At 63.3% G+C, this 23,578-nt stretch carries 23 protein-coding genes; 14 read left to right on the top strand and 9 right to left on the bottom strand.

Annotated features, from left to right (window positions below; all coding sequences use genetic code 11):
• Window positions 1–344 (bottom strand): winged helix-turn-helix domain-containing protein (locus tag AYJ54_RS52265; RefSeq protein WP_245329002.1); only part of this gene is annotated, 344 nt, incomplete at its 3' end.
• Window positions 345–520: 176 nt separating this feature from the next.
• Between AYJ54_RS52265 and AYJ54_RS12780 the strand changes: the two genes are divergently transcribed.
• Window positions 521–1,498: a Bug family tripartite tricarboxylate transporter substrate binding protein gene (locus tag AYJ54_RS12780; protein WP_082905630.1), complete on the top strand. Its 978-nt coding sequence runs from the start codon at window positions 521–523 to the stop codon at window positions 1,496–1,498.
• Window positions 1,499–1,523: 25 nt separating this feature from the next.
• Window positions 1,524–2,540 (top strand): methyltransferase, encoded by a 1,017-nt coding sequence (locus AYJ54_RS12775; RefSeq protein WP_063699249.1) that lies wholly within the window; start codon window positions 1,524–1,526, stop codon window positions 2,538–2,540.
• Window positions 2,541–3,186: 646 nt separating this feature from the next.
• Here the strand turns inward: AYJ54_RS12775 and AYJ54_RS49270 are convergent.
• From AYJ54_RS49270 to AYJ54_RS12760, 3 genes are all read right to left on the bottom strand, one after another.
• Complete coding sequence (locus tag AYJ54_RS49270; RefSeq protein ID WP_136623652.1) at window positions 3,187–3,723, bottom strand: hypothetical protein; 537 nt, start codon at window positions 3,721–3,723, stop codon at window positions 3,187–3,189.
• A gap of 415 nt (window positions 3,724–4,138) precedes the next feature.
• A complete protein-coding gene (locus AYJ54_RS12765) occupies window positions 4,139–4,366 on the bottom strand; it encodes a hypothetical protein (protein WP_063699247.1) in 228 nt (75 codons plus the stop codon).
• Window positions 4,367–4,778: 412 nt separating this feature from the next.
• Window positions 4,779–5,000, bottom strand: a complete 222-nt coding sequence (locus AYJ54_RS12760; RefSeq protein WP_063699246.1) for a hypothetical protein — start codon at window positions 4,998–5,000, stop codon at window positions 4,779–4,781.
• 171 nt (window positions 5,001–5,171) lie between these two features.
• Between AYJ54_RS12760 and AYJ54_RS12755 the strand changes: the two genes are divergently transcribed.
• Together AYJ54_RS12755 and AYJ54_RS12750 are read left to right on the top strand one after the other, a co-directional pair.
• On the top strand, window positions 5,172–6,257 hold the full coding sequence (locus AYJ54_RS12755; RefSeq protein WP_245329001.1) for an AI-2E family transporter: 1,086 nt from the start codon (window positions 5,172–5,174) through the stop codon (window positions 6,255–6,257).
• Between the two features lie 114 nt (window positions 6,258–6,371).
• Window positions 6,372–6,767, top strand: coding sequence for an NUDIX hydrolase (locus tag AYJ54_RS12750; RefSeq protein ID WP_063699245.1), 396 nt, complete (start codon window positions 6,372–6,374; stop codon window positions 6,765–6,767).
• A gap of 498 nt (window positions 6,768–7,265) precedes the next feature.
• Here AYJ54_RS12750 and AYJ54_RS12740 read toward each other — a convergent pair whose 3' ends face one another.
• Window positions 7,266–7,529 carry a hypothetical protein gene (locus AYJ54_RS12740; RefSeq protein WP_430641426.1) on the bottom strand — a complete coding sequence of 88 codons (264 nt, stop codon included), beginning with the start codon at window positions 7,527–7,529 and terminating at the stop codon, window positions 7,266–7,268.
• A 397-nt stretch (window positions 7,530–7,926) separates the two neighbouring features.
• Window positions 7,927–8,448: a GNAT family N-acetyltransferase gene (locus tag AYJ54_RS12735; protein ID WP_063699278.1), complete on the bottom strand. Its 522-nt coding sequence runs from the start codon at window positions 8,446–8,448 to the stop codon at window positions 7,927–7,929.
• A 166-nt stretch (window positions 8,449–8,614) separates the two neighbouring features.
• Here AYJ54_RS12735 and AYJ54_RS12730 point away from each other — a divergent pair, with 166 nt between their 5' ends.
• The 10 genes from AYJ54_RS12730 to AYJ54_RS12685 all read left to right on the top strand — a co-directional run bounded on the left by AYJ54_RS12730 (window position 8,615) and on the right by AYJ54_RS12685 (window position 21,487).
• Complete coding sequence (locus AYJ54_RS12730; protein WP_063699243.1) at window positions 8,615–9,703, top strand: AI-2E family transporter; 1,089 nt, start codon at window positions 8,615–8,617, stop codon at window positions 9,701–9,703.
• 66 nt (window positions 9,704–9,769) lie between these two features.
• Window positions 9,770–11,992 carry a DUF3141 domain-containing protein gene (locus AYJ54_RS12725; RefSeq protein WP_063699277.1) on the top strand — a complete coding sequence of 741 codons (2,223 nt, stop codon included), beginning with the start codon at window positions 9,770–9,772 and terminating at the stop codon, window positions 11,990–11,992.
• Between the two features lie 29 nt (window positions 11,993–12,021).
• Window positions 12,022–12,984 (top strand): phosphate acetyltransferase, encoded by a 963-nt coding sequence (locus AYJ54_RS12720; protein ID WP_063699242.1) that lies wholly within the window; start codon window positions 12,022–12,024, stop codon window positions 12,982–12,984.
• A 5-nt stretch (window positions 12,985–12,989) separates the two neighbouring features.
• Window positions 12,990–14,204, top strand: coding sequence for an acetate/propionate family kinase (locus tag AYJ54_RS12715; RefSeq protein ID WP_063699241.1), 1,215 nt, complete (start codon window positions 12,990–12,992; stop codon window positions 14,202–14,204).
• A complete protein-coding gene (fabI, locus tag AYJ54_RS12710; RefSeq protein ID WP_063699240.1) occupies window positions 14,201–14,989 on the top strand; it encodes an enoyl-ACP reductase FabI in 789 nt (262 codons plus the stop codon). Before AYJ54_RS12715 ends, fabI begins: the two co-directional genes overlap by 4 nt.
• Before the next feature lie 354 nt (window positions 14,990–15,343).
• Window positions 15,344–17,974: a DUF3604 domain-containing protein gene (locus tag AYJ54_RS12705; RefSeq protein WP_082905635.1), complete on the top strand. Its 2,631-nt coding sequence runs from the start codon at window positions 15,344–15,346 to the stop codon at window positions 17,972–17,974.
• On the top strand, window positions 17,974–19,116 hold the full coding sequence (locus AYJ54_RS12700; protein ID WP_063699238.1) for a hypothetical protein: 1,143 nt from the start codon (window positions 17,974–17,976) through the stop codon (window positions 19,114–19,116). The genes AYJ54_RS12705 and AYJ54_RS12700 overlap by 1 nt, the downstream gene beginning before the upstream one ends.
• Before the next feature lie 29 nt (window positions 19,117–19,145).
• Entirely contained in the window at window positions 19,146–20,063 is a 918-nt protein-coding gene (locus AYJ54_RS12695) for a peptidyl-prolyl cis-trans isomerase (protein WP_161491848.1), read from the top strand.
• The gene (locus AYJ54_RS12690) at window positions 20,060–21,079 is read left to right on the top strand and encodes a HupE/UreJ family protein (RefSeq protein ID WP_201724179.1); all 1,020 of its coding nucleotides are present in this window, start codon (window positions 20,060–20,062) and stop codon (window positions 21,077–21,079) included. The genes AYJ54_RS12695 and AYJ54_RS12690 overlap by 4 nt, the downstream gene beginning before the upstream one ends.
• Before the next feature lie 54 nt (window positions 21,080–21,133).
• Complete coding sequence (locus AYJ54_RS12685; protein WP_063699276.1) at window positions 21,134–21,487, top strand: hypothetical protein; 354 nt, start codon at window positions 21,134–21,136, stop codon at window positions 21,485–21,487.
• A gap of 265 nt (window positions 21,488–21,752) precedes the next feature.
• On the opposite strand, the gene AYJ54_RS12680 is transcribed toward AYJ54_RS12685, so the two are convergent.
• The 3 genes from AYJ54_RS12680 to AYJ54_RS12670 are packed head-to-tail and all read right to left on the bottom strand — an operon-like array spanning window position 21,753 to window position 23,526.
• Complete coding sequence (locus tag AYJ54_RS12680) at window positions 21,753–22,211, bottom strand: MaoC family dehydratase (RefSeq protein WP_063699235.1); 459 nt, start codon at window positions 22,209–22,211, stop codon at window positions 21,753–21,755.
• Window positions 22,212–22,223: 12 nt separating this feature from the next.
• Complete coding sequence (locus AYJ54_RS12675; protein ID WP_063699234.1) at window positions 22,224–22,874, bottom strand: 3-oxoacid CoA-transferase subunit B; 651 nt, start codon at window positions 22,872–22,874, stop codon at window positions 22,224–22,226.
• 4 nt (window positions 22,875–22,878) lie between these two features.
• Window positions 22,879–23,526 carry a CoA transferase subunit A gene (locus AYJ54_RS12670; RefSeq protein WP_063699275.1) on the bottom strand — a complete coding sequence of 216 codons (648 nt, stop codon included), beginning with the start codon at window positions 23,524–23,526 and terminating at the stop codon, window positions 22,879–22,881.
• Between the last annotated feature and the right edge of the window lie 52 nt (window positions 23,527–23,578).

Raw genomic sequence — 23,578 nt, 5'->3', positions numbered from 1 at the left:
GGCGAGCCGATGACGGTCGCTGTCGTTTGGTCGGGTGCCTCGCGTACGGTGGCGACGAAGCGGACGCCCTTGCGTGGAAAAGTCTTGATGAAGCGCTGCTCGTCTCCGGAATCGCCGATCGCCTTCCGCACCGCATTGAGGCGCGTGGTCAGAGCGACGTCGGAGACGACGCGGCCTTGCCAGATCGCGCAGATCAGGTCGTCCTTGCTGACAACGCGCTCGCGGTTGCCGATCAGATAGCCGAGCAGGTCGAACACCTGCGGGGCGATCGCGATGACCTCCGGCCCGCGACAAAGCTCGCGTCGGTCGGTATCGAGTGAAAAATTGTCAAAGAAATAGCGCAAGCCACTTCCCCGCAGCCGCGGTCCATCGCCGGGCGTTCCGTTGCTTGCGCGCAAGAATAAGCTGCCGGTAAGGAAAAAGTAAGCCGGCGACCAAGCCTGTCCGCTCCTTTCTTGACATGATACATCCAAAGGTAGAGCCCGCGTGGACGCATTAAACCAGGTCAGGGAGACAGGTGATGATCACGCGTCGTGATGTGTTGACCGCGTCGGCCGGTATCGCGATCTCTGCCGCATATCGCGCGCCGCGGGCGCTCGCGCAGCCGCTCGCAAGAACCGTGCATATCCTGACGGGCTTCTCGCCGGGGCTGCAGGACGCCCTGGCGCGGCTCGTGGCCGGCCAGATGAGCGACTATGCGGAAACCATCGTGGTCGAGAACCGCCCGGGCGCAGCCGGTCGCATCGCGGTGGAGGCGGTGAAGAACGCCGATGCTGACGGATCGGTCATACTGTTCGCGCCGCTTGGCTTCATGACGTTGTTTCCGCACGTCTACAAGACGTTGAGATACCAGCCGCGCGATTTCACGCCGGTGTCGACGGTTGCCTCGGCCCCCGCATTTCTGACGGTCGGTCCGAAGGTGCCCTCTGAGGTGACGACACTGGCAGATTTTGTCGTCTGGTGCCGCGCCAATCCGAAGCTCGCCACCTATGGCACGACGGGCGCCGGAACCACGCTGCATTTTCTCGGTACGATGCTGGGCCGCAGCGCGGGTTTCGATTTTCTTCACGTGCCCTATCAGGGCAATGGCGCGATTCAGGATGTGGTCAAGGGCGTGATTGCGGCGGCCGCTATGCCGATCGGCACCTCGCTCGGACTGATCCAATCTGGAGATCTTCGTGCGCTGGCGACCACCGGGCCGCGCCGCAGCACGTTCGTTCAGGCGGTACCGACGGTGCAGGAAGCCGGATATCCGTCGCTCGAGGACCTCACATGGTTTGCGTTCTTCGTTCCGGCGAAGACGCCGGCGTCGATCGTCGACAAGCTCAATGCCGCGATCCAGGCGGCCTTGCGCACCGACGAGGTCAGGGCCGGCATGGCAAAGCTGGCCGTCGAGCCCGATGCGATCGCCATGGGAGACTTCGCCCGGCTGATCGCATCCGAATCCGACCGGTGGAAGGCGATCGTAGAGGCTACGGGGTTCGTCCCGACCGATTGAACCCGGCATTAACAGGGGGCAACACATGAGCCGGCCAGCATCCGTGCATGACCTCGTGCAATCGCATCGCATCACCGCGGTGATCTATGCGGCGGCGAAGCTCAATCTCGCCGAGGCCATCGGCGATGAGGCGAAATCAGTGGCCGAGCTCGCGAGCCTGGTGTCCGCCGACGAAAGTGCGCTGCGCAGACTGCTCGTTGGCCTGACCACACTTGGCCTCTGCAGGCAGGCCGCCCGGGACCGGTTTGCCATGACCGATCTCGGCCGGCAGCTCGACGAGACCGCCGACCCATCCTTCAAGGACTGGGTTCTCTTTGAGGGCGAGATGCTCGCGCAATCCTGGAGCGGACTGGTCGATTCGGTCCGCACCGGCAAAACCGCGGCACAGCTGCGCGGCGATGGCGGCGACCGCTATGCCGCGACAAGCAATGAGCCGGAATGGACCCACCGGTTCAACGCGGCGATGGTCAGCCTCACGCGGTCCATCGTTCCAAAGATCGTTGCGGCCCATGACTTCGCGGCCGCGCGCGTCGTGATGGATGTCGGCGGCGGCACCGGCGAGTTGATCGGCGGCGTGCTGCACGACAACCCGCACCTTGAGGGCGTCGCCTTCGACCTTGCACGCTGCGAAGCAGAGGCGCATGCGCATTTTGATCGGCTTGCCATCGTCGATCGCTGCCGGTTCGCCGCCGGCAATTTTTTCGAAGCGGTTCCGGGCGGCGCCGACACAATCCTGATGAAAAGCATCCTCCACAATTGGAAAGACGATCGTTGCGAGGTCATTCTTCGCAACTGCAGGGATGCACTGCCGTCAGGCGGAACGTTGATCGTGATCGAGCGGATCATGCCCGAGCTTGCCACGACCGAGAACCAGGACCGCTCCTGCGCCATGAGCGACCTCAACATGCTGCGGGGGCCTGGCGGGTGCGAGCGGACGGAAGCCGAGTATCGCAGGCTGGCCGTCCTGGCCGGGTTCGCTTTCGTCCGGACGACCGGTATCGGCGCGTTCAGCTTAGTCCAATTTAGAAAAGTTGGTAGCTGAGGGATCTTTCTCCTGTCGTGGCGCATGAGGTAGCCAACCCCGCAAGGCGGTCGCCGGGCACTCATTCCAGGGGCCGAGTAAATCATCGCCCTGAGCGAGAGCGAGTTAACAGAATAGTTACGGCTTCTTGCCAGCCTGTAACCATTGCAGATGGTCGCAGCAGCGACTTCAGGAATTTCGTAGTCTATCTCAATTCGTACCTGCTCGGTTGGCAGTCTCTTCACTGGAGACGTCTGCTATGTGCAAGGGAATTCTGATTGCGCTTTTGGCGTTGCTCTTTTTGGCCATTTGCGATCAATACTGGTCAAACGGCTGCTATACTGATGCTGCTATCGTGATGGCGAAACAAATTATGCGCTCTTACGGTGTCTGATTTAGCGGATTTTCATGAGTTCGATATGACCGAGGCGATTACTCTTGACGCGTTGAATAAGAGGGAATGCCCGAATTGCCAGTCGAAAAAAATGTCGCCTGGACTACGGCTTGATATTGCGGAGCACTTGACGTGCCTCGCCTGTGACGCGCGCTTTTACGTTGCTCCGCGACCACCACATGCCAAAGCCTTTATCCGGCAATAGGCCCCAGCCAGAACAGGCGAGTCCCGCCTTGTCCTAAGACGTCTGCTATGGTCAACAGCCGCAATCTCCTACTTGCAGCCGCGGCAGATCGTAAGCTTGCGTTTCAACGCCTCATCTTCTTGATCGACCGATTGCTGCCCCGCGACGCCATCTGTCTCCAGATTGGGTCTGGAGCCTTTTGCTGCGCGTGACCTCGTGGGTCGCTCGGCCTGGCCTGACATGTCACTGTCGTCGACGGTGCCCACGCTAAAGCCATCGTAGTCGACAGCCGGATTCGGCGATGGCTGAGGCCTGCCGATCACCGGTGGAGACGAAAGCTTGTCGGACGCCGCCGGCGGGAGGGTGTCGTTCGTCGCCGATGACGGCTCTCCATTCGGCTTTGCCGGGGGCTTGGAATTTTTGGCAGTCGCGCGTGGCGGCGACGCTTTGGGCGCCGTCATTGGCGGCCAGGGGCTGTTGGTGGTGCCCGCAGGTGCCGCACCCTGTTCAGTCGACGGCGGAGCAAGCGAAAGCGGCGGAGCGACTGACGTCTGGGCTCTCGCGCTGCCCAGCAGGCAAACGCCAGCAGACAGGAAGCCAAGGGCAAAGAGCGTCGTGCTTTTCATCCGCGTCCTTCAAACGGCTTCGGTTGAACAATTGATCGCATGACTCTCCGAGCCAAGCTGTGTTGAAAAATATCCAGCACTCACATGGTGACCAAAGTTGACAGAAATGGGGAGCGAGGGGGGCATCTGTGTCTTCGGCCTCGTCCATGGCCCAGGGCGAACGTTCGCCAGGTCGTCCACTGCCCTGAAGAGGCCACAAACCGAAGCCGCGCCCAATGCGAGAAGGTGCAGGAGAAGAAGCCGGCCCGCGACGACGCGGGTGCGCGGGATGCGAAGCGCAAGAAGGCGGAGCAGGCGCCGGCGAAGCCGCAAGCCACCGGACAGGTCATTTGCAACGCCGCCGGACGCTGTCCAGTGAAGTCGGGGTGCCGGATTGTCCAGCGCTCTGTGCGACTGAAGCCGTGTGTGCCGCAGCCTACCACTGCACGCCGGCCCAGCGTCGGCCGAACACAGGCGGTCTGGTCTTGACGGCTGCCCAGCCGAAGAAGTGGTGAGGGCCGGACCAGCTGTGCACCACTCCGCTGCAGATGCTGCATTTGAAGCTGCCGGAGTGCGGCTCGGTGTGCTCCTCCCTGGTCGCGGTGTAGTTCATGCCGCAACCCGCGCAGGTGAATTCTTCGATCGTCCAGATGCTGTTGGCCATTGCACAGAAAGTATTCTTGGGGACCTCAGCGCGAAGAGTAGGAGCGGGCGCTTGCATCGGCGTAAACCGGTCGGCGGAAATCCGGTTAATAGGTGTTAGGCAAACCGGGTTCCGGACCGCCATTGCCACGGAATAAGGACGCCGGTCGGTCCAAGCGCGCCCTTGATCCGACAGCTAGATTTCACTCCGTTACCTCGGTCGAGAGGTGCGTGATCTGGGGGTGAAGGCATGGGGAAAAAGCTGTCACTGGGAACGCCGACATGCACCACCACCGAGCAGCCTGTGACGACAGGCAATCTGGTGGCTTCGCCCGCCAACGTGAATCTGAACATCAAGACCGGAACGGTCGGCGTGAATAGATCACTTCTAGGGGCTCGCGCCTCGAGGACGGAGCAGGCAGCGGCAAAGTCGGCTATTCGCCGGTGCGGCCGCCCCGCATGTCCCGATCGATCTGCATCGTCACGCGCCTGATGGCGAGCAGCGGCAGCCGGCCTTGCACGCGGCCGGCGCGGACCTTGGAGCCGATTATATAGACGTAGCGCCAATAGCCCGGGGCGCCATTTCGCTTCAGCGAATAGTGGACACCGCGGTGAATCCCGGCGTGTTCGTCAGGTTCTTGCGGTCGGCGCGCCATCGTCTCGAAATGCGCAATTGGCGGCTGCGTTCCTATTTTCCGGTGCTCCTGTGTCCTGCTATGGGACGGGGTGGGCCAAGGTCGTCTTGACGCCCGATCCGTTGCTGGCAATAACGCGGGGCCGCGCAAGCGATGGAGACCCGCGTTGATGCCGCAAGGAAGGCCGTGCCCGTGAAAAGTCTTCGTCAGCTCCTCACCGGAGAGGACATCATCCAGCTCGTGATCCGGCTCGGCCTGCTCGCGCTGCTGGTCATCTGGACGTTCCTGATCATCCGGCCGTTCGTGCCGATTCTGGCCTGGAGCGCCGTGCTCGCGGTCGCGTTCTATCCGGCGTTCAGCTCGCTCGCCAAGCTGCTCGGCGGCCGTCCAAGGACCGCAGCGGCCATCCTCACTTTGATTACGCTCGGCATCGTCATCGGCCCTGCGACCTGGCTCGGCCTGAGCGCGGTGGAGGGGGTGAAGGAGCTCGCGCGCCAGCTCGGCACCGGCGACCTCGCGCTTCAATCGGCGCCGGAGCAGATCAAATCCTGGCCGATCATCGGCCCGACGCTCTACGAGCTCTGGGAGCAGGCCTACAGCAACATCCGCGCGGTGCTGCGCGAGGTGGCGCCCTATCTCCAGCCGTTGGCGGGGCCGCTTCTTTCGCTGGCCGGCGATGCCAGCGTCGGGACGCTCCAGTTCCTGGTCTCAGTGTTCGTGGCCGGCTTCCTGTTTCCGCACGGCCCGCGGCTGGTCGAGGCCGGGCGCGGCTTCCTGTTTCGCATCGTGCCCGAGCAGAGCGAGCATTTTCTGGAACTCGCGGGCGCGACCATCCGGGCGGTGGCGCAGGGCGTGATCGGCGTCGCGATCGTGCAGGCGCTGCTCGCCGGCGTCGGCTTCAAGCTCGCGAGCGTGCCGAGCGCCGGCCTGCTCGCCTTCATCGTGCTCCTGCTCTCGATCGTGCAGATCGGCGCATTCCTCGTGCTGCTGCCCGTCATCATCTGGATCTGGACCGCCAAGGACATCACCACGGCGCTGCTGCTCACCGTCTTCCTCGTCCTCGTCGGCTTCATCGACACCATGTTGAAGCCGCTGGTGATGGGGCGCGGGCTCAACACGCCGACGATCGTGATCTTCGTCGGCGTGATCGGCGGCACGCTCGCCCACGGCATCGTCGGCCTCTTCATCGGGCCGATCATCCTGTCGGTGGCATGGGAGCTGGCCGCGGCCTGGATCAGGACCGACCAGGCGGAGGCGAAGGCGAAGGGCGAAACGTAATTTCACCCTGGCCGCCCGAAGCGGCAGCGACTGTCCACGCGGCAACCGCCGAACTTGTCTATTCAAGTAGACAAGTTACGATTGGGGCGATTCTGGTATTGATTTACGGCAGCAATGGCAAAGGCTTCAAAGCTGGTTGCCGCGAAGCGCGGCAAGGTTCTGTTGGTTAGACGTCGATCGGACGGCCGGTGGATGTTCCCGGGCGGCCGCAAGCGCGCGAGAGAGTCCGAGAAGGATTGCCTGCGCCGCGAGATCAAGGAGGAGCTGCCGAAGCTCAGGCTCGGCCGGATCAGCCTCTGGAAGGAAGTGAGGGCGAGGAACAAGCGCAGCGGCCGCAAGATGAGCGATGCGATCTTCATCGCCAAGAACGCCAAAGGGAGGCTGGCGATCGGCGACAAGAAGGAGATCGACCGTGCCGCCTGGCAAAAGCCACGCGGCATCCGCCTGACGCCGACCTCGCGCTACATCCGAGACCGGCTGTTTCCGAGGAAGCAGCCGCGCCGGAGGTGAGCTAGTCCTCACTCTCCGCCGAGTGCGTCCCGCCCAACGAACGACCGCGAGAAGACCGCGCGCGATTCCGACCCGAAGGCCTTTGCCGCTTCGGCTTCGCGAAGCTCCTTGCGGCCTTGCGCACTCTCCTCATCGCGAGCTTGATCTGAGGGTTTGGCGAATCCTCGGCGAAGAACAGGACCACTTCGCAACTGGGACATTGCCGCGAATAGCCATCCTGCACACGTCCGGCGCGATCGCGAAATACGATCTTGCAGCGCCTGCACTGAATTTGGACGAAACTCATGGGCGGACAACAATGACTAAGGGAAATGGATTGCCACGTGATCCCAAATGTCTGAAGAAAGTTCAAAAATGGCTTCGTGGATTGATCGCGAACGTCCTGCGGCGCAGCATCGAGTGTGCGCGCATGCAAGCGGTGCCCGCGGTTCCGCCGCCAAGCCTTGTCAGCCCCTGCGACGGGCGGGGCTCGGATCATCAAAACTGAATGACCAGCCGCTATTGCCTGGCGGCCAACGCGTCGAGGCAATGATTGAGATAGGCAGTGCGATCTCTGGGAAGCACCTTCTCCAAATCCGCCTTCAAGGCGCATTCGCGTTGCCGTAGCTGCTCGGCCCGACGCTTTTCGGCGGCCTTGCGATATTCGGGGGCAACCTTGTTGGGATCGACCAGCGTCTGTGACCGTGCGGGAGCCGCAGCAAACAGCGCAATGGTCGTGACGATAATGACTTGTTTCAAATGAGCCTCCGTAGAATGGCTCATGCTAGCGCGCGGCGTCTGAACGCTCAAATTGGCAAGCGGTAACCCCGTCCGGCGGATTGCGAGAGGTCCGCCGGCTTAGGAACGAGTCCGGAGGCAGGCGTCGAATCCGGGCTCCCGGCCCGTCACCAAGCTCGCAAGCCCCCGGGTCGTGAGAAAACCTTCCCCAAAAGGTTGGCGACCTCAGTTGACCCGGGTGGGGTCGTTTGTTTGCCACGCCAAGTGTGAACCAGTTCACAAGTGTTCGCCGAATTCGCTGCTATCAACCTGTCATTGTTTGACCAGTTCATATTCATATTTTTCATATTTCTAAAACGAAACGCCCCAGTGTTCCTCCAAGCACTGGGGCTTTTTCGCGTCGGCTATTGGGCCGAGGATCTTACCGCCGGGTCTTCACCCATCAGGTGAGCTTCAACACCAGATGAATTGTCTGCGGGTCTTGCTTCGCGGTGGGCCTGAAGCCAAGCTTGTCGAAGACGCGGCGCATCGCCGCGTTCTCGGGCAGCACCTCCGCCGTCAGCTCATCCAGCCCGGCCTCGCGCGCGAGCGCGATGAGGTGACGTGCCAGTATCGCGCCGATGCCGCGCCCCTGCCAGGCGTCGATCACGACGAAAGCCATCTCGGCCCGGCCGGGCTCGGTGACGACGTAGCGGCCGCCGCCGACGATGATGCTCCGCCCCGCATCCTCGGCGCACGCGACCAGCGCCACTTGACTGCTGAAGTCGATCTCCAAGAAGTAGGCGCGCTCCTTGTCGGAGAAATGACGCTTCATCGCGAAGAAGCGACGCTGGATCGATTGCGCGCTGGTCTGTCCCAGCGCGGCCAGCATGCCGGCCTCGTCCTCCGGTCGGAGCGCGCGGATCTCGATGGGCGTGCTGTCGCGCAACTCCTCCCGGCGCGTGTAGCTTGCGACATTCGGCATGCGGTGGTCTCGCTGGAACTCCTGCGGCGGGGCGATGATCGGCGCCCGCATCGGCCGATCAAGCCGAACGCCGGAGCGAGCTGCTTGATCTGGATCAAGCCTGCCACGCGAGACGGGCCGCTACTCTAAGGGAGAGCGCCGCTCCTCGAGACTCGGGCCTCAAGCCTTGAAGACACTTCGCCAGCTCCTGTCGACCGACGACGTCATCCAGCTCGTGATCCGGCTCGGATTGCTGGGGCTGCTGATCCTGTGGACTTTCCTCATCATCAAGCCCTTCGTGCCGATCCTGGCCTGGAGCGCGGTGCTCGCGGTGGCCTTCTATCCGGCGTTCGGCTGGCTCGCCAAACGCCTCGGCGGCCGTCCCCGGACCGCCGCAGTGATTCTGACCCTGATCACGCTCGGCATCGTCATCGGCCCTGCCGCGTGGCTGGGCCTGAGCGCGGTAGAAGGGATCAAGGACCTCGCGGACCAGATCGGCAGAGGCGATCTCGCGCTTCAGGCGGCGCCCGAGCAGATCAGGAGCTGGCCGTTGATCGGCCCGCAGCTCTACGATCTCTGGAATCAGGCCTACACCAACATCCGCGCGGTGCTGCGCGAGGTGGCGCCGTATCTGAAGCCGCTCGCCGGGATAATGCTGTCATTCGCGGGCGATACCGGCATCGGCATGGTCCAGTTCCTGATGTCGGTGTTCGTCGCCGGCTTCCTGTTCCCGTACGGGCCGCAACTCGTCGGCGCGATCCGCGGATTCCTGTTCCGCATCGTGCCGGAGCAGAGCGAGCATTTCCTGGAGCTCGCCGGCGCGACCATTCGCGCGGTGTCGCAAGGTGTGATCGGCGTCGCGATCGTGCAGGCCCTATTGGCCGGGATCGGTTTCAAGCTCGCCGGCATTTCGAGTGCGGGCCTGCTCGCGGTCATCGTCCTGTTGCTGTCGATCGTGCAGGTGGGCGCGTTCCTCGTTCTTCTGCCCGTGGTCATCTGGATCTGGATGGACAAGGACGTGACCGCGGCCTTGCTCCTGACGCTATATCTCGTTGTCGTCGGCCTCCTCGACAATATCCTGAAACCGCTCGTCATGGGACGCGGCCTGACCACACCGACGTTGGTCATACTGATCGGCGTGATCGGTGGAACGCTCGCGCATGGGATCATCGGTCTCTTTATCGGGCCAATCATCCTCTCGCTTGCCTGGGAACTCGCGGCGGCCTGGATCAGGATCGATCGCGCCTCGACGTCACACGTCACGGCCGACCGTTGACCTATGTCAACGTCGGCGATCGCAGGCCTCCTTGAATGCGTGGTGCGCGCGACGACGAGGTCGAACATGCCGATGGAAAACCTGAAACTGCCTGACGGCCCGATGTCGGGCCTGGTCGCCTCCGCCGTGGAATACATGGTCGATGCGGGACAGCGCAGTGTCCTGTTCCTGGACATCATGCGCCAGCGCGGCGACCAGTATCGCGAGCACGTCGCGCAAACGGCGCCGCACGTCCTTCAATATGCTGCCGAATTGATCATGGATGGCCGCGAGCTGGACGAGCCGGTCAATTACGCGTTGGTGCGGATCATCCCGCCCAGGGGCGTCGAGATCGACATGAGCCGGCGGCCGTTCGTCGTGGTCGATCCCCGCGCCGGCCATGGTCCGGGCATCGGCGGGTTCAAGGCGGACAGCGAGATCGGCGTCGCGATGAAGGCGGGACATCCCTGCTATTTCATCGGCTTCCTGCCCGAACCGATGCCGGACCAGACCATCGAGCGCATTGCGCGCGCGGAAGCGAAGTTCATCGAGACGGTCATCAGCCGTCATCCCGATGCCGACGGCAAGCCCTGCGTCATCGGCAACTGCCAGGCCGGCTGGGCCGTCATGATTTTGGCGTCGTTGCGGCCCGAGCTGTTCGGCCCGCTGATCATTGCCGGCGCGCCGCTTGCTTACTGGGCCGGCGTGCACGGCAAATATCCGATGCGCTATTCGGGCGGGCTGCTGGGCGGAAGCTGGCTGACGGCGCTCACGAGCGATCTCGGCGCCGGCAAGTTCGACGGCGCCTGGCTGGTGCAGAACTTCGAGAACCAGAACCCGTCCAACACGCTCTGGACCAAGCAGTACAGCGTCTATTCCAAGGTCGATACCGAGGCCGAGCGCTATCTCGATTTCGAGCGCTGGTGGGGCGGGCACGTCAATCTCAACGCCGAGGAGATACAGTTCATCGTCGACGAGCTGTTCATCGGCAATAATCTCGCCGCCGGCCGCATTGAGATGTCCGACGGCCAGAAGGTCGACCTGCGCAACATCCGCTCGCCGATCGTGGTGTTCTGTTCCAAGGGCGACAACGTCACCCCACCGCAGCAGGCATTGGACTGGATCCTCGATTGCTATGCCGACGTCGATGAGATCAGGGCCTATGGCCAGACCATCGTCTACACCGTCCACGAAAGCATCGGCCATCTCGGCATCTTCGTATCCGGCGGCGTGGCGAAGAAGGAGCATGCGGAGTTCTCGAGCAATATTGACCTGATCGATGTGCTGCCGCCGGGGCTCTATGAGGCCACATTCGAAGCCCGCGGCACCGAGACGCTCAATGCTGATCTCGTGGCCGGCCAATGGGTGATGCGCTGCGAGGCCCGGACACTGGACGATATCCGTGCGATGGGCGGCAACTCGCCCGAGGACGAGCGACGCTTTGCGGCTGCCAAGCGCGTCTCCGAGCTCAATCTCACGGCCTATCAGAAGTTCGTGCGGCCCTGGGTCAAGGGCATGGTGACGCCGCAAATGGCGCAATGGGCGCGCAACATGCATCCGCTGCGGCTGCAATATGAGGCCTTTAGCAGCCGAAATCCCTGGATGTCGGCCGTCAAGTCGGTCGCCGATCATGTCGAGGACAACCGCAAGCCGGTCTCGCAGGACAATCCATTCCTGGCGTTCCAGGAGCAGATGTCGAAGCAAATCGTCCATGCGCTCGACAGCTGGCGCGACGCGCAGGAAGCTCTGAGCGAGACGATCTTCCTCAACGTCTACGGCTCGCCGTTGCTCCAGGCCGCCGTCGGCATCGACCCGAATTCAGCGCCGTCGCGCCGCCGCGAGATGTCGGTGGAGCACCGCGCCATGCTGGAGAAGCGGATCGCCGAGCTGAAGTCAGGGATCGGTGAGGGCGGGCTTCGCGAGGCGGCGCTCCGCGCGCTGCTCTATGTCGGGTCCGCGCGCGGCATGGTCGACGAGCGAAGCATCGAAGCGTTGCGACAGGTTCGGCGGGACCACGCCGGCGCCCGGCTGACGCTGTCGGAATTCAAGATGCTGGTCCGCGAGCAGTTCTTCATGCTGCTGCTGGACCGCGAGGGGGCCCTGGCGGCCATCCCCAAACTGCTGCCGGACGATATGAACCAGCGGCGCGCGGCCTTCGCCGCGATGCGCGAGGTCCTGTCGGCGAGCGCGGACATCACCGGCGAACGCGCCAAGCGTCTGCAGCGCATCGCCGAGCTGTTCGGTCTTGACGGGGAAGGGGAGCTGACGTCGAACGTCGCCCCTTTCGACCCCAAGGCAAGGGCGTCGTAACGCGGATTGGCAGGATCGGGAGTGGCACCATGTCGACCGACACGACGCAAACGCAATCCGGCAGCAAGTACGACCGTCTGATCGCGGCGGCGAGGGCCGCGCCGCCGACGCCGACCATCGTCGTGCATCCCTGCGACGAGACCTCGCTGCGCGGCGCCGTCGACAGCGCAAGTGCGGGCATCATCCGGCCGGTGCTGGTGGGACCCGAGAAGAAGATCAGGGACACCGCGGCCAAATTCGATCTCGACCTGTCCGGCTTCGAGATCGTCGATGCCGCGCATAGTGACGACGCCGCGGCCAAGGGCGTCGAGCTCATTCATGCCGCCAGGGGCGAGCTGCTGATGAAAGGCAGTTTGCACACCGACGAACTGATGCGTGCCGTGACTGCCAAGGACGGCGGCCTGCGCACCGACCGGCGCATTAGCCATGTCTTCGTCATGGACGTGCCGGCCTACACCGAGACCATTTTCGTGACGGATGCCGCCATAAACATCTTCCCCGATCTCGACGCCAAGCGCGACATCATCCAGAACGCCATCGACCTCTATAACCAGACCGGCTTCGGCAAGACGCCGCGGGTGGCGATCCTGTCGGCGGTCGAGACGGTGACCTCGAAGATTCCGTCCACGATCGAAGCCGCAGCCCTCTGCAAGATGGCCGACCGCGGCCAGATCACCGGCGGTGTGCTCGACGGACCCCTGGCTTTCGACAATGCCATCGACTTGGAGGCCGCACGGATCAAAGGCATCAAATCCGAGGTCGCCGGCCGGGCCGAGATCCTGGTCGTGCCGGATCTCGAATCCGGCAACATGCTGGCCAAGAACCTCGCCTATTTTGCCAAGGCGGACAGCGCCGGCATCGTCCTCGGCGCCCGCGTGCCGGTCGTCCTGACGTCGCGCGCGGATTCGCCGCGTGCGCGGATGGCGTCCTGCGCGGTTGCGGCACTCTACGCTCACGCTCGGCGTCAGAAGGCGCCGACAGTTGCAGCGTGACGGCCATGGACACGATCCTCGTCATCAATGCCGGCTCCTCCAGCGTCAAGTTCCAGGTCTATTCGGTCGAAGGCGAGGGCACGCTTCGCCGGCAGATCAAGGGACAGATGGACGGCATCGGGAGCCGGCCCCGCCTGCGGGCGAGCGGGGCGACCGGCGATCCGCTTGCCGATCGTGCCTATCCAATCGAAGCGGTTCCGGACGTTCCAGCCGCAATGGCTGTTGCCGGGGCTTGGTTGCGCGACGAGCTTCGCGTCACGCCCATCGCGGTCGGCCACCGCGTCGTGCATGGCGGTCCGGACTATTCGCGGCCGGTTCTGATCGACCACGGCATCGTGTCCCGCCTCGAACGTTTCGTCGCGCTGGCGCCGCTGCATCAGCCGTACAATCTCGCGCCGATCCGCTCGCTGCTGGCGAACTTTCCGGCGCTGCCGCAGGTGGCGTGCTTCGACACCGCCTTCCACCGCACGCATGACGCGGTCGCCGACCACTACGCCATTCCGCAGCAGCTTCATGCCGAGGGCGTGCGACGCTACGGGTTTCACGGACTGTCCTACGAGTACATCGCCAGGACCTTGCCCAGCGTCGCGCCCGATATCGCCAGGCGCCGTGTGATCGTCGCCCATCTCGGCAGCGGAGCCTCGATGTGCGCGTTGAAGGAGGGGCGCAGCGTTGAGAGCACCATGGGCTTCACCGCGCTCGACGGCCTGCCGATGGGGACGCGTCCGGGGCAAATCGATCCGGGCGTGGTGCTCTATCTGATCTCCGAAAAGGGAATGCCGGCTGCGAAAGTACAGGATTTCCTCTACCGCGATTGCGGATTGAAGGGCCTTTCCGGCGTCAGCAACGACATGCGGGAGCTGGAAGCGAGCGCGGATCCGCATGCAAGGTTTGCAATCGACTATTTCGTCTACCGGATCGGCCTCAGCGCCGGCATGCTGGCGGCGGCCTTGCAGGGTCTCGACGCCTTCGTCTTCACGGCCGGGATCGGCGAGAACTCGGCCTCGATCCGGGCGCGTGTCGCGGAACAGCTCGGATGGCTTGGCGTTGCGCTCGATGCGACCGAGAATGCGCGCCATTCGCGGCTGATCTCGCGGCCCGGTAGCCCCATTCCTGTCTATGTCGTTCCGACCGACGAGGAATTGATGATCGCGCAACACACGCTGTCGCTGCTGATCGACGGCCACTCGCACAACACAAGATCTGAGAGGGTGTCATGATCCCCGTATTTCCGGACAGCAAGGTGGCGCTCAAGGGCAAGAAAGGCCTGGTCGTCGGCATCGCCAACGATCAGTCGATCGCCTGGGGGTGTGCGCGGGCGTTTCGCGCGCTCGGGGCCGATCTTGCGGTCACCTATCTGAACGATCGCGCCAAGAAACATGTCGAGCCGCTGGCGCAGGCGCTGGAAGCGCCGATCTTCATGCCGATGGACGTGATGGTCGAAGGCCAGACCGAGGCGGTGTTCGAGCGCATTGCGAAGGAATGGGGGCAGCTCGACTTCCTGCTTCATTCCATCGCGTTTTCGCCCAAGGAAACATTGCACGGCCGCGTCGTCGATGTCGACCGCGATGGTTTCCTCAAGACCATGGACGTGTCGTGCTGGTCGTTCATGCACATGGCCCATCTCGCCGAGCCACTGATGAAGAACGGCGGCGCGATCTTCACCATGACGTATTACGGCAGCCAGATGGTGGTGGAGAACTACAATGTGATGGGTGTGGCGAAAGCGGCGCTGGAAGCGTCGGTCCGCTATATCGCCGCGGAGCTTGGCCCGAAGGGCATCCGCGTGCACGCGATTTCACCTGGCCCGCTGGCGACCCGCGCGGCCTCAGGCATCCCCGACTTCGATGAGCTCATGGACAAGGCGCAATCGAAAGCGCCGGCACGGAGCCTCGTCAGCATCGACGACGTCGGCAATGCTACCGCGTTCCTGGCGCTTGATGGTGCCAAGCTGATTACCGGAACCGTGCTCTATATCGATGGCGGCTATCACATCATCGATTGAGCGCGAGGCGGCGGTACCGCACCCCAGGAGTCAACCTACGTGGCTTGATCGGCAGCGTTAAAGCGATGCAGCCCACTCTTGGTCAGTGAGTTCGTAGCGCATGCTTCGTCCCTTCGATCACGTTTGAATCGCAGCTTGGCGGGCAGGCTCAGCTTGGCTCGAGGTTCGGTCGCTTTCTGCTTGAAAGCAAACGTATTATGCTCACTCGGAGCTTGGGCGTTGATGACCCACAGCAGTTCATTCCAGAGTTACCGCTTCGACAATCAACAGGCCACTTGATTCAAATCAAAACAAATTCCGCTCTCGGCGGACAGTCTTAAGTTGTCGGATTGTCAGTGGGAGGGGCCGATTATGATGATACCTCGCTACGCACTCGCGGCCACAGCTGTCAATCTCAAACTCGCGAAGACAATCTTGGCAGCTGCTGTATTGGGCGCAGTCTCTTTGCCTACGCTCGCCCAGGAGCGGAATCCCGAGCGCAACGCGTATTTCGGCGAGACGCACCTTCACACCAGCTGGTCGGTCGATGCGTGGGTGATGGGCAACCGCCTTACCGGGCCCGAGGATGCCCTGAAATACGCCCAGGGCCAGACCATCAAGCACCCGCTGGGCTTTGATATCAAGATCGATACGCCGCTCGATTTCATGGGCGTGACCGATCACTCGGAGTATGTCGGCGTGACCAGGGAGGCCAACACTCCCGGATCGTATGTGAGCAAGCTGCCGGAAGCACAGCCCATGATCATGAAGGATCCGAACAGCTCGGCCGAGCAGAACCAGGTCTTCTCTTATCTCCTCAAGCTGGCCGCGGGCCCGCCGGTGAAGGCGTTCATGAATCCGAAGGTCACTTCCACGGTGTGGAAGTCAAACGTCAAGATCGCCGACGAAAACAATCATCCCGGCAAATTCACCGCGTTCTGCTCGTACGAGTGGACGTCGATGCCGGGCCAGCGCAACCTGCACCGGAACGTCTTCTTCCGGGCCTGCGACAAGGTACCGGACTATCCATTCAGCGCGCTCGATTCCTCGCGCCCCACGGATTTGTGGAACTGGATGGACGCGCAGCGCAAGGCAGGCAACGAGCTGCTCGCCATCTCGCACAACGCCAATGTGAGCGACGGCTGGATGTATCCGCTCGACACCGACAACACCACCGGGCGGCCGATCGACGCCGCGTGGGCAGCCGCACGCGACCGCAACGAGCGCCTGATCGAGATCAAGCAGGGCAAGGGGCAGTCCGAGACGCACCCGCTGCTCTCGCCCACCGACGAGTTCGCCAACTACGAATTGTTTCAGGCCATCCTCGGCCAGCCGGCCAACGTCGGCCGCATCGACCACATCACGGGCAGCTTCGCCCGCCAGGCGCTGAAGGACGGCATCGCCATGCAGGATGTGCGCGGTTACAACCCGTACAAGCTCGGCATGGCAGGCGGGTCCGATTCACACAATAGCGCCAGCCCGTACCGGCAGGACAATTTCTTCGGCCTTCACGCCGATGCCGACGGTTCGGTCGAGCGGCGCTTCGCCGGCGTGCTCATCGGCGGCACCATGGACGTGCGCCTGGAAAACCCCGGCGGGCTGACCGGTGTGTGGGCGGAGGAGAACACGCGCGCCTCGCTCTGGGACGCGATGTACCGCAAGGAGACCTTCGGCGTCAGCGGCCCGCACATCAAGGTGCGCTTCTTCGGCGGCTGGGGCTTCAACAAGGACATCGTGAACGCCGGCGACTGGGTGAAGCAATCCTACGCGGACGGCGTGCCGATGGGCGCTGACCTGCGACCCATGCCGTCAGGCGGAAAGGGCACGGCCCCGACGTTCATCGTGTGGGCGGTAAAGGACCCGACCTCGGCCAACCTCGACCGCATCCAGGTCATCAAGGGCTGGACGCAGAACAGCCAGAGCTTCGAGAAGATTTATGACGTCGCCTGGTCCGGCGACCGCCAGCCCGACAAATGGACGCGCCGAGTACCGGCGATCCAGAGCACCGTTGATATCGAAAAGGCGACCTACACCAACAGCGTCGGCTCGGTGGAGCTTAAGGGCGTGTGGACCGATCCGGAGTTCGATGCGAGCCTGCACGCGTTCTACTACGCGCGCGTGCTGGAGATTCCGACGCCGCGCTGGACGCTCATCCAGGCGGTGAAATCCGGACTGCCCCCGCCTGATGTGGTGCCCCTCTCGGGTCAGGAACGCGCCTGGACCTCGCCCATCTGGTACACGCCGTCGGCAGAGGCCCGCAAGAACGCTCCGGCCGGCACGACCGTAGCCGACCTGAAGAAAAAGGGTGCCGCTGCGCTGACCGACGCGCAGCTTAATGCCCTCATCGTCGGCAAGGCCCACTGGCTGCGGAACAACGTGACGGGAGAGCAGTTCTGGCAGAGTTTCACGGCCGAGGGTCATACGACTCTGTTCCGCATCGGAACGGATGCCCCCGTGCCGAGCGGTTACGGCAATGTCGAGCGTGACGGCTACCAGGGCACGACCAGCCCTTACAAGATCGAGGACGGCAAGCTCATCACCTTCGTCTCGCAAGACCCGTATGCACTCACATTCTACAAGCTCGGCGACACCACCTACGCCGCGCGCAGTAACGAGTTCGGCTACGCCAACTACGAGATCGTTCCGGACCCGAAGTTCGCGATCAATCCGCTCACCGAGGTGATCAACCGATTCTCGACCAACCTGGGGCTCACCGAGCAGCAACGGCAACAGGTCGTCCCGATCCTGAAGGAAGAGATCAAGCAGTTGGAGGCGTTGAAAAAGGACGCCTCCTTGAGCGGAGTTCGTAAAGTCGAGCGGGTGCGGGAGATCGGCAATTCGATCGATGAGAAGCTGAAGCCGCTGATCAATCGCGAGCAGGAGCAGAAATTCCAGGCGCTTCGCGAGGAGCTGCGCAAGCGGTTCGTCGAGAAGGTGGCGAGCGAGGCAAAGGAGAAGGTCGAGGTCGACGTGAGGTCGTGGTTCACGGAGAAGAGCGTCAAGTAATGCGCGAGCTGCCGCAAAGACGTGGAAAGCGGGCGATGACGTGGTGGTTTTTCGCCGCGCTGTTCCTGTGCGCGACCTCGGTGGCGACTGCGTGCCCGCTTTGCCTGGGGGCGTTTCGGTCGTCGGTCGCCCAGCAGCTCGTCGACTTGCCGAACGCGGTGCTGGCACAGCCGTCCGCGGATGGCGGTTACCAGGTCGTCGCCGTGATCAAGGGCGAGGGACCGGCGGGCGGGATCATCCCGCCGGAGGAGGTCGAGCTGGATTTCGTCGTGGACTCGAGTGCCACGTTGCTCATCGTTCGCGACGAAGCGTGGTCGATGTGGGTCGGCCTCGGCGCGGTTGGCATTGAGCATGCGAGCTGGCTTCGCCAGATCGCCGCCGGAAAGCGACCGGTCGACATGAATACAGACGAGTGGCAAGCCCAACTCGCGCTGACGCTCCCGTACCTCGAGCATCGCGAGCCGCTGGTCGCCGAGATAGCGTACGGCGAGCTTGCGGCCGCGCCCTACGCCGCGCTGCTGGCAGCGAAACCGCGCCTCGACGCGCCTGCGATCCGGCGCTGGGTGGCCGATCCGCAGCTCACGGCAAGGCAACCTCTGTACCTGCTGCTGCTCGGAATTGCGGGCGACGCAAGCGATGCCGCGGCCCTTGAGCTGCGACTGGAGGCGCTGTGGATGGCGCGCGACGCCACGAATCTGGCCTCGATGATCGCCGCTGATCTGCAACTGCGCGGGCCATCGCACATGGCATGGGTCGACGCGAAGTACATGGGTGATCGCCTGCGCTCTACGCGGGAGCTGGAGGCCGCGCTCCTGGCGCTCAGCGTGCTCGGGAACGCGAATGGCGCAATCCCGCGCGAGCGGGTGATCAGGTCCTATGGCCTGTTCATCCAGGAGCACAGGGAGCTTGCCGGCTTCGTCGCGGAGGATCTTGCGGCCTGGCAATACTGGGGGGCGGTGCCGTCGTACCTGGCGCTGATCAAATCGAATATTCGGCAAGATTTCAAATCGCGCGTAGCCATCTCCGCTTACTTGCATCAAAGCCCGGTCGGAAGCTTGATCGACTCTGGCATCTCAGTGATCGACGCCCCGGATCAGCCGACGAGCCCGGTGCGTCCTACGATTTCCGGGGTGCCGCAATGACAAGCGCCGATCGCCTGGGGGCTCCTGTCATGAAACGCCTCGTAAGCGAGCCGCTCGTCCATTTCCTGTTGCTGGGTGCCATCCTGTTCGGCGTTTACGCCTACGCAGAAAGGGGTCACAGTGGTGTTGAGCAGTCACAACAAATTCGGCTGACGATCGATGACCTGTCGCAGCTGGTTCTGCTGTTCCGGTCGCAATGGCGGCGCGACCCGACGCCCGAGGAGTTGCGATCGCTGGTCGAAGACAAAGTCCGCGAAGAGGTTCTCTACCGCGAAGCGCTCGCGCTCGGAATCGACAAGGACGACACGATCGTCAAGCGCCGTATGGCGCAGAAGATGCAGTTCCTCGCCGAGGACGTCGCCGCCGCGCGCGAGCCTACGCGCGACGAACTCGGGACATGGTACGAGGCGAACCGCGACCAGTTCGCGTTCCCGCCGCGCGTCAGTTTCCGCCACCTCTATTTCTCGCCCGATCGCCGCGGGGAGCGCGCGCGTAACGATGCGGCGGCCGCACTGACGACGCTCGCCGGGCAGCCCGAGGACTCGACCCTCATTGCGACCATCGCTGATACGTTCATGTTCCAGGAGTACTACCGCGACCGCACACCGGAGTTCCTGGGCAAGGAGTTCGGGCCCAATTTCGCGCTTGCCGTCGCGAAGTTGTCGCCGGGGTCGTGGCAAGGACCGGTCGAGTCCGGGTTCGGCTGGCATCTCGTGTTCGTCGACACGCTGATTCCCGGCCGCGCGCCCGCGTTCGAGGAGATCGAGGCCGACGTGAAGATTGCTTGGCTCGCCGAGCAGAAGGCGCAGGCGTGGCGGAAGGCGTACCAGGACATGCGCGCGAAGTACACGGTGCTGCTGCCTGCGCCGGCTGGGAACGCATCGGCTAACGGTGACACATCGCCCAGCACGCAGAGTCCGGCCTCATCGAGCGGGCGCGGCTCGTGAAACGGTGGCGGCATGGTTTCGGGTTGCAGCTCGCTGTGCAGCTGGCTTTGCTGCTCGTGCCGCTCGCTGCGTCGGCACATGAGTCGCGTCCGGCCTATCTCGCGCTCCAGGAGACAACGCCCGGACAGTTCAGCGTCTTGTGGCGCACGCCCGTGCTGGCCGGCATGCGGCTGCCGGTCATCCTTCAGCTTCCCGATCGCGTGAAAAACCTGAAGGATCCCGTTGTGAGCGAGCTCGCGGACTCGCTTGTCGAACGTCGGTGGGTCGACGCGGGGCCGGGCGGACTGGCGGGAGAGCGCATCCAGTTCGGGGGGCTGCAATTGACAATAACGGACGTGCTGGTGCGAGTGCAGATGCGCGACGGCACCGTCTCGACCACGCTGGTAACCCCAAGTCGTCCATGGATTGAGATCGCGGCTGCGCCTGGATTGCTGGCGGTGGCGGGAGCCTACGTCTTGCACGGAATCGAACACATTCTGTTCGGATTCGACCATCTGCTATTCGTGCTTGCTCTGATCCTGATCGTGCGAAGCCGCCGCATACTGTTGTGGACCATCACCGCCTTCACGTTCGCGCATTCCATTACACTGAGCCTGGCAACACTCGGAGTGGTGCATGTCCCGGGGCCGCCCGTCGAGGCCATGATTGCGCTAAGCATTGCGCTACTGGCGTGCGAGATCGTTCGCATGCAGCACGGTCACCTGAGCTTGACCTCGCGGTGGCCATGGATCGTGGCCTTCACGTTCGGGCTGCTGCACGGGTTCGGCTTCGCCAGCGCGCTCACTGAAATTGGCCTTCCACAGGCCGACATCCCGCTCGCGCTCTTTTCGTTCAACATCGGCGTGGAAATCGGGCAACTCATTTTCATTGGCGTGGTGCTTGGCGTATTGGCGTGCGCGAAACGTATCAGCGTCCCGGCAATGATCACGCGCGGTGCGCTGCCGATTGCGAACTATGCGATCGGTAGCGTGGCTGCATTCTGGTTCATTGAGCGGCTCGCAGGATTTGCCAGTTGAAGGCAATGACGTCGCATGACGGTCAGGAAAGCGGTCGAAAAGGATCTCTGGACGATGAGCAAGGTTCTGGGTTTCGCCGCCATCGCCGAAGTTGCCACGGGATTGGCGTTGCTGGCCATTCCGTCGCTGGTCGGCCAGTTGCTGCTCGGCCAGCAGCTTGCTGGCGTTGCGATACCGGTCGCACGCGTGACCGGGATCGCGCTGATCGCTCTGGGAATAGCCTGCGGGCTGGCCACGCCGCTTATGGGGATGTTCGCATATAGCTCGGCCGTGACGCTGTATCTCGCTTATTTGGGATCCACGGGCGAGTTTGCAGGAGCCCTTCTGTGGCCTGCGGCCATGGTTCACGCCTTCCTGTCGATCCTTCTTGGTCGGGCTCTGTTAACTACTGCGGCTAGTAGCAAGTAGTTCGGCTATTGGGCCCTTCGGCGACCTCCAGCGACGTCGGCTATTGGGCCGCTGTCAGGGACAAGCGGACATCGGGCGGGCCTCTTGACCAACCCCTCTAGGGTATACAGCCTAGCTAGCTAGGACACCCGGTCAGAACATTTGGGGCTGATTATGGCATTGTGCCGGTGTTTTGCCCGACGGGTCAAATGGTTTCGGTGACTGAAAGCATCATGCCGGCAAGCCCCACGCTACTTTGCATGGGGTTGTTTTTCATATTTTTTGATCAGCGATAGTGCAGGGCGATCAGCTCGGCGACGCAGGCGGGCTTCTTGCCGCCTTCGATCTCGATCACGAGATGGTAGTTCACGCGCAGGCCGTCCGGCGGCACGTCCTCGGCTTCGGCGACGGTGACGCGGCCGCGCAGCCTTGAGCCCGCAGGCACCGGTGCGAGGTATCGGATCCTGTCGGCGCCGTAGTTCAGCGTATTGCGCAGGCCTTTGAGGCCGATCACCGAGCGGATGAAGAGGGGCGCGAGCGCAAGTGAGAGCAGGCCGTGGGCGATGGTCTTGCCGCCCGGCATCTCCTTGCGGGCGCGCTCCTGGTCGACATGGATCCACTGCTCGTCGCAGGTCGCCTCAGCGAACCGGTCAATGCGATCCTGCGACACCTCGACCCAGTCGCTGACGCCGATCTCGGTGCCGACCGCGGATTTGATCTCGTTGAAGTCGCCGAAGATCCGCATGGGCCAGCCTCGTCAGATCTTCATTTCCGGCACGATGTCGGGAACGACGAGTTCGGCGTCCGTCACTGCCATGACCTCGCCGATGCTGATGCCGGGCGCGGTTTCGAGCAGCGTCGCCTTGCCGTCCGGAAAGCCGATCACGGCCATGTCGGTGACGACGAGGTTCACGGGCCGCGCCGAGGTCAGGGGCAGCGTGCATTTGGCGACGATCTTTGATTTTCCCTTGGCCGCGTGCTGCATGGCGACGATGACGCGCTTGGCGCCGCTGACGAGGTCCATCGCACCGCCCATGCCCGGGACCATCTTGCCGGGGATCATCCAATTGGCGAGAAGGCCGTGCGCATCGACCTGGAGGCCGCCGAGCACGGTGACATCGACATGTCCGCCGCGGATCAGGCCAAACGACATCGCGCTGTCGAAGGCGCTGGCGCCGGGCAGTGCGCTGATCGGGCGCCCGCCGGCGTCCGTCAGGGTCGGGTGCGCCATGCCTTGTTCCGGGATCGGCCCGGTGCCGATCAATCCGTTCTCCGATTGGAAGAACACCTTCAGATCGGACGGAACGTAGTGTGCGACCAGCGTTGGAATGCCGATGCCGAGATTGACGAGGTCGCCGTTCTTCAACTCCTTGGCAACACGTCGCGCGATGATGACCTGCGGATCCATGATCTCACCCGTTCGTAATGAGGAAGTCGACGAGTGGCGCAGGCGTCACGACGTGATCGGGCGCGATGACGCCGACCGGTACGATGTTCTCCGCTGTGACGATGACGGTGTCGGCTGCCATTGCCATGATCGGATTGAAGTTGCGGGAGGTCAGCGCGTAGGCGAGGTTGCCGAGATAATCGGCGAGAAAGGCATGCACCAGCGCGAACTGTGCCCGCAGCGCGGTCTCGAGCAGGAATGGCTTGCCGTCGACCTCGATCTGGCGCTTGCCCTCGGCGACCAGGGTGCCGACGCCGGTCGGCGTCAGCACGCCGCCGAGGCCACAGCCGCCTGCACGAATACGTTCGACGAAAGTGCCCTGTGGAACGAGATCGATGTCGACCTGCTTTGCCAGCATCTGCTGCTGCGCCTTCGGATTGAGCCCGATATGCGTTGCGATCATCCGGGAGACGAGTGCCGCATCGAACAGCTTGCCAACGCCCTTGCCTGGTATCGCAGCATCGTTGCAGATCAGCGTCAGCCCGGTCTTCTGCTGCCGGACCACTTCGTCGAGCAGGCGCTCCGGTGTCCCGACGCTCATGAAGCCGCCCACCATGATGCTCGCGCCAGCCGGGATCATGGCAACGGCTTCTTCGACGGAAATGGCCTTCATGGTCGGCACTCCGGTCGGCGGGCACCGAAGATGGGCTGGATGCATGCTGGCG

The organism is Bradyrhizobium centrolobii, from assembly GCF_001641635.1.
Classification (GTDB): domain Bacteria; phylum Pseudomonadota; class Alphaproteobacteria; order Rhizobiales; family Xanthobacteraceae; genus Bradyrhizobium; species Bradyrhizobium centrolobii.
The sequence above is the reverse complement of the archived record's forward strand: the minus strand, read 5'-3'. Positions and strand labels throughout refer to the sequence as shown.

Excerpts from the sequence above, each read along its gene's own strand:
- AYJ54_RS12760 (WP_063699246.1), bottom strand. The coding sequence starts at position 5,000 with ATGGCGCGCCGACCGCAAGAACCTGACGAACACGCCGGGATTCACCGC.
- AYJ54_RS12780 (WP_082905630.1), top strand. The coding sequence starts at position 521 with ATGATCACGCGTCGTGATGTGTTGACCGCGTCGGCCGGTATCGCGATC.
- AYJ54_RS12750 (WP_063699245.1), top strand. The coding sequence starts at position 6,372 with ATGGCAAAGGCTTCAAAGCTGGTTGCCGCGAAGCGCGGCAAGGTTCTG.
- AYJ54_RS49270 (WP_136623652.1), bottom strand. The coding sequence starts at position 3,723 with ATGAAAAGCACGACGCTCTTTGCCCTTGGCTTCCTGTCTGCTGGCGTT.
- AYJ54_RS12725 (WP_063699277.1), top strand. The coding sequence starts at position 9,770 with ATGCCGATGGAAAACCTGAAACTGCCTGACGGCCCGATGTCGGGCCTG.
- AYJ54_RS12695 (WP_161491848.1), top strand. The coding sequence starts at position 19,146 with ATGAAACGCCTCGTAAGCGAGCCGCTCGTCCATTTCCTGTTGCTGGGT.
- AYJ54_RS12685 (WP_063699276.1), top strand. The coding sequence starts at position 21,134 with ATGAGCAAGGTTCTGGGTTTCGCCGCCATCGCCGAAGTTGCCACGGGA.
- AYJ54_RS12735 (WP_063699278.1), bottom strand. The coding sequence starts at position 8,448 with ATGCCGAATGTCGCAAGCTACACGCGCCGGGAGGAGTTGCGCGACAGC.
- AYJ54_RS12675 (WP_063699234.1), bottom strand. The coding sequence starts at position 22,874 with ATGGATCCGCAGGTCATCATCGCGCGACGTGTTGCCAAGGAGTTGAAG.
- fabI (WP_063699240.1), top strand. The coding sequence starts at position 14,201 with ATGATCCCCGTATTTCCGGACAGCAAGGTGGCGCTCAAGGGCAAGAAA.
- AYJ54_RS12765 (WP_063699247.1), bottom strand. The coding sequence starts at position 4,366 with ATGGCCAACAGCATCTGGACGATCGAAGAATTCACCTGCGCGGGTTGC.
- AYJ54_RS12720 (WP_063699242.1), top strand. The coding sequence starts at position 12,022 with ATGTCGACCGACACGACGCAAACGCAATCCGGCAGCAAGTACGACCGT.
- AYJ54_RS12715 (WP_063699241.1), top strand. The coding sequence starts at position 12,990 with ATGGACACGATCCTCGTCATCAATGCCGGCTCCTCCAGCGTCAAGTTC.
- AYJ54_RS12680 (WP_063699235.1), bottom strand. The coding sequence starts at position 22,211 with ATGCGGATCTTCGGCGACTTCAACGAGATCAAATCCGCGGTCGGCACC.
- AYJ54_RS12740 (WP_430641426.1), bottom strand. The coding sequence starts at position 7,529 with ATGAGCCATTCTACGGAGGCTCATTTGAAACAAGTCATTATCGTCACG.
- AYJ54_RS12700 (WP_063699238.1), top strand. The coding sequence starts at position 17,974 with ATGCGCGAGCTGCCGCAAAGACGTGGAAAGCGGGCGATGACGTGGTGG.
- AYJ54_RS12775 (WP_063699249.1), top strand. The coding sequence starts at position 1,524 with ATGAGCCGGCCAGCATCCGTGCATGACCTCGTGCAATCGCATCGCATC.
- AYJ54_RS12705 (WP_082905635.1), top strand. The coding sequence starts at position 15,344 with ATGATACCTCGCTACGCACTCGCGGCCACAGCTGTCAATCTCAAACTC.
- AYJ54_RS12670 (WP_063699275.1), bottom strand. The coding sequence starts at position 23,526 with ATGAAGGCCATTTCCGTCGAAGAAGCCGTTGCCATGATCCCGGCTGGC.